The sequence below is a fragment of the Cellulomonas iranensis NBRC 101100 = JCM 18110 genome (assembly GCF_001552375.1).
GTDB classification, from domain to species: domain Bacteria; phylum Actinomycetota; class Actinomycetes; order Actinomycetales; family Cellulomonadaceae; genus Cellulomonas; species Cellulomonas iranensis.
In genome coordinates, this window is sequence record NZ_BCRB01000153.1 from 1 (window position 1) to 4,265 (window position 4,265).

General features: G+C 77.3%; 4 protein-coding genes. 3 read left to right on the forward strand and 1 reads right to left on the reverse strand.

From position 1 onward, the window contains the following. Positions 1–83 precede the first annotated feature (83 nt). The 3 genes from CS2_RS17810 (at position 84) to CS2_RS17820 (ending at position 3,015) form a co-directional block, all read left to right on the forward strand. Entirely contained in the window at positions 84–1,523 is a 1,440-nt protein-coding gene (locus CS2_RS17810) for an MFS transporter (RefSeq protein ID WP_070320976.1), read from the forward strand. After that, on the forward strand, positions 1,520–2,029 hold the full coding sequence (locus CS2_RS17815; protein WP_082740351.1) for a hypothetical protein: 510 nt from the start codon (positions 1,520–1,522) through the stop codon (positions 2,027–2,029). The genes CS2_RS17810 and CS2_RS17815 overlap by 4 nt, the downstream gene beginning before the upstream one ends. A 131-nt stretch (positions 2,030–2,160) precedes the next feature. Further along, on the forward strand, positions 2,161–3,015 hold the full coding sequence (locus CS2_RS17820; protein WP_070320977.1) for a dienelactone hydrolase family protein: 855 nt from the start codon (positions 2,161–2,163) through the stop codon (positions 3,013–3,015). Between the two features lie 19 nt (positions 3,016–3,034). Here the strand turns inward: CS2_RS17820 and CS2_RS17825 are convergent. Continuing rightward, positions 3,035–4,265, reverse strand: a 1,231-nt coding sequence (locus tag CS2_RS17825; protein WP_082740352.1) for a DUF418 domain-containing protein, incomplete at its 5' end; no start/stop codon positions are given.

Sequence of the window (4,265 nt, forward strand, 5' to 3'; positions counted from 1 at the left end):
GCCCGGGCCGCCACGGCACCGGGGCCCGCGCCGCGGCCCGGGCCGACGCGCCGACGCGCGCCGGCGCCCGTAGATTCGCCGACGTGAGCGCCGACGACGCGTACGAGCCCGACCCGCGCCGGTGGCGGGCGCTGTCCGTGTGCCTCGCGGTGGGGTTCATGACCCTGCTCGACGTGAGCATCGTCAACGTCGCGCTGCCGTCGGTCCGTGACGCGCTCGGTGCGTCCGAGGCTGCGCTGCAGTGGGTCGTGTCGGGGTACGCGCTGGCGTTCGGGCTCGTGCTCGTCGGCGCGGGCCGGCTCGGCGACGCGTTCGGGCGGCGCGACGTCCTCATCGCCGGGATCGGCGTGTTCGCGCTCGGCAGCCTGCTGGCCGGCACCGCGCAGGACGGCACGTGGCTGGTGGTCGCGCGGCTCGTGCAGGGCGTGGGCGGCGGCATCGTCAACCCGCAGGTGTCCGGGCTCATCCAGCAGCTGTTCCGCGGCGCCGAGCGCGGGCGTGCGTTCGGGCGCCTCGGCACGACCATCGGCATCTCGACCGCCGTCGGGCCGCTGCTCGGCGGCGTGATCCTCGCGGTCGCCGGGCCCGAGCAGGGGTGGCGGTGGGTGTTCCTCGTCAACCTGCCGGTCGCGGTGCTCGCGGTCGTCCTCGCGCTGCGCTACCTCGACCCGCCCGGGCGGCGCGAGCGCGCCGCCGACCTCGACGCGGTCGGTGCCGTCCTGCTGGGCGTCGGCGTGGTCGGCGTGCTGTGGCCGACGGTGTCGCGCGCCTGGGCGCCGGGCGACCTCGCGCTCGCGGCCGCGGGTGTGGTCGCGCTCGTCGGGTTCGTGGCGTGGGAGCACCGCGTGACGGCGCGCGGCCGGACGCCGATGGTGCAGCCGTCGCTGTTCCGCCGGCCCGGCTTCACCCCGGGCGCGCTGCTCGCGCTCACGTACTTCTCGGGGTTCACGGCGATCTTCTTCGTCCTCGCGCTCTTCCTGCAGAACGGGGCGGGTTACTCGCCGCTCGAGGCGGGCGCCGCGATCACGCCGTTCGCGCTCGGCTCGGCGGTGTCGTCCGCCGTCGGCGGGCGGCTGGTCGGCAGCCGCGGGCGGCACGTCGTCGTGGCGGGGCTCGTGCTCGTGCTCGTCGGGGTGACAGCGACCGACGTGCTGCTGGCCGTGCGGGGCGTGTCGCCGGGCATCGCGTGGTGGATCGCGCCGCCGCTGCTCGTCGCGGGCGTCGGCTCGGGGCTGGTCATCGCGCCCAACCAGACCGTGACCCTGTCGCAGGTGCCGGTCGAGCAGGCGGGTGCGGCGGGCGGCGTGCTGCAGACGGGGCAGCGGCTGGGGGCCGCGACCGGGATCGCGGTCGTCGGGAGCCTCTACTTCGCCGGTGCGGCCGGGGGCGACGCGGGCGTCGGCGCCGCGCACGGCCTGCGGGCGACGGTCGCGCTCGTGGCGGTCGCGCTCGCGATCGGCGTCGCCGACCTGGTGCGCTCGGCGCGCCGGGCGCGGACCGGCGCGGACCGTCCGGCGTCGTGACCGGCGACGTGATCGGGCCGGGCGTGGCGGGAGGCGACGCGGCGCGACCCGACACGGCCGTAGGCGCCACCGCCGGGGACGACGAGCCGGCACCGGTGCGGGACGTCGTCCTGCTCGTCGACGCCGCGAACGTCGTCGGCGCGCGGCCCGACGGCTGGTGGCGCGACCGCGCGGGCGCGGCGACGCGCCTGCTCGCGCGGCTGGCGGCGCTGCCGGGGCGCGTCGTCGCGGGGTCGGCGGGGGAGCCGTGGCGGGTCGAGCGGGTCGAGGTGGTGCTGGAGGGGCGCGCGCGCGACGCCGTCCCGCCCGAGGGCGACGGGCTGCACGTGCACCGTGCGCCGCGGGACGGCGACGCCGAGGTCGTCCTGCGCGCCGCGGGGGCCGGCTCGGGGCTCGTGGTGGTGACGGCCGACCGGGGCCTGTGGGCTCGGCTGCCGGGGGTCGCGGCGGTCGGGCCCGGTTGGCTGCACGCGGTGCTCGACGCCGACGTCGACCCCGGTCAGTGACAGGGCAGGTGCCACTTGTCACGACGGTGCGTGACAAGTGTGTCCGCCGGCCTCTAGGGTCGTGACCAGGGGCGGGACCGCCCCTGTGGCGCGCCCGCAGAAGGCCGGGCGCCGACCGAGAGGACGATGACGTGACCGCTCGCACCACCCGGCGTCCCCTGGCCGCCGTGATCCTGGGGCTCGCCCTCACCCTCACCGGGAGCCTGCCCGCGCAGGCCGCCGACCAGCGCGGCCCCGACCCGACCGTCCAGAGCATCGAGGCCGCGCGCGGGCCGTTCGCGACCTCGACATCGCGCGTGTCGTCCCTCGTGTCCGGGTTCGGCGGCGGGACGATCTACTACCCGACCGACACGTCGCAGGGGCGCTTCGGGGGCGTCGTCATCGCCCCCGGGTACACCGCGGGCGAGTCGAGCATCGCGTGGCTCGGCCCGCGCCTGGCGTCGCAGGGCTTCGTGGTCTTCACGATCGACACGCTCACGCGCGTCGACCAGCCCGCGTCGCGCGGGCGCCAGCTGCTCGCCGCGGCCGACTACCTCACGCAGCGCAGCGACGTCGCCGACCGCGTCGACCCCGCCCGCCTCGCCGTCATGGGGCACTCGATGGGCGGCGGCGGGACGCTCGAGGCGGCCAAGAGCCGGCCCGGCCTCAAGGCGATCATCCCGCTGACGCCGTGGAACCTCGACAAGACGTGGCCCGAGATCACGACGCCCACGCTGATCTTCGGCGCGCAGAACGACTCGGTGGCCTCGGTGGTCACGCACGCGCGGCCGTTCTACCAGACCCTGCCGGCGACGACGCCGCGCAGCTACCTCGAGCTGCGCGGCGCGTCGCACTTCGCGCCGAACCTGTCGAACACCACGATCGCGAAGTACTCGATCGCGTGGCTCAAGCGGTTCGTCGACGACGACCAGCGCTACACGCAGTTCCTGTGCCCGGCGCCCGCCGACACGGCGCTGTCCGACGTGCGGACGAGCTGCCCGTTCTGACCGCGCCCGCCCCGGCGGGTCACGCGGCCGTCGCGGCCCGGTACACGAGGCGGCGGTAGAGCGCCTCGGCCGGGCCGCGCCGGCCCGCGGCCTCGAGCGACACCGCGACGACGACGGTCACGAGCCACACGCCGACGCCCCACGCGACGACCTGCGCGCTGCCCATGCCGACGCCGAGCCCGCCGGCCCACGGCGCGAGCGGCAGCACGAACAGCACGGACTGCAGCAGGTAGCACGTGAGCGACCGCGTGCCGACGGCCCGCAGCGCGCGGCCCACCGGACCCAGCGTCGCGAGCGTCAGCCCGCGCGCCGCGACGACCCACCCGACGAGCGCCGCGAACGCGACGCCACCCGCCGCACCCGTGATCAGGTGCAGCGTCCCCGTGCCGAGCACGTCGAGCGCCGACGGGTCTCGCAGGCCCGCGACGGACGACGCGTGCGGCACCGCGCCGAGCACGCTCACCGCGAGCCCGACGACGACGGTGCGGCGCAGCAGCGGCAGGTGGTCGGCGGGCCGCTCGAGGACCTCGCGGCGCGCGGCCCACAGGCCCAGCAGCAGCAGCGGCAGCGCGACGAGCGCGCCGATGGGTGCCGCGACGACGCCCGCCGAGACGCGCGTGAGCACACCCGCGAGCACGGTCTGGTCGACGGGCATGGCGATGGCCTCGCCGCCGTCCCACGACGCGGCCATGACGACCAGGCTCTCCATCGCCCCGTTGACGAGCCCGGCGGCGATCAGGCTCACGCCCGCGACGACCAGGAGCGTGCGGTCGGACGCGCGCACGAGCGTGACCGCGAGCAGCCCGGCGACCCCGTACGCCGTGAGGATGTCGCCGCCGAACAGCAGCAGCACGTGCGCGGCGCCGAACGCCAGCAGCACGCCCGCGCGCCGCAGCAGGTCGGACCGGCACGCGTCCCACGGCACCCACGCGGCGGCGCGGCGGCGGACGACGACGCCGATGCCGTACCCGTAGAGCAGCGCGAACATCGGCATGGTGCGCCGGTCGACGAACAACGACACGACGCCGTCGACCACGCGGTCGAGCGTCGACCCGTCCACGGGCCGCGAGCCGATCCCGACGGCTCCGCCGACGACGTGTGCGGTCGCGTTGGCGATCGCGATGCCCAGCAGCGCGAGCCCGCGCGCGACGTCCGGCGCGACGGCGCGCGCCGACGCCGGGACGGGGCCGACGTGCGCGGGCGGCGCGGCCGGGGCGGACGCTGCGCCAGGGGCGGGCGCTGCGGCGGGG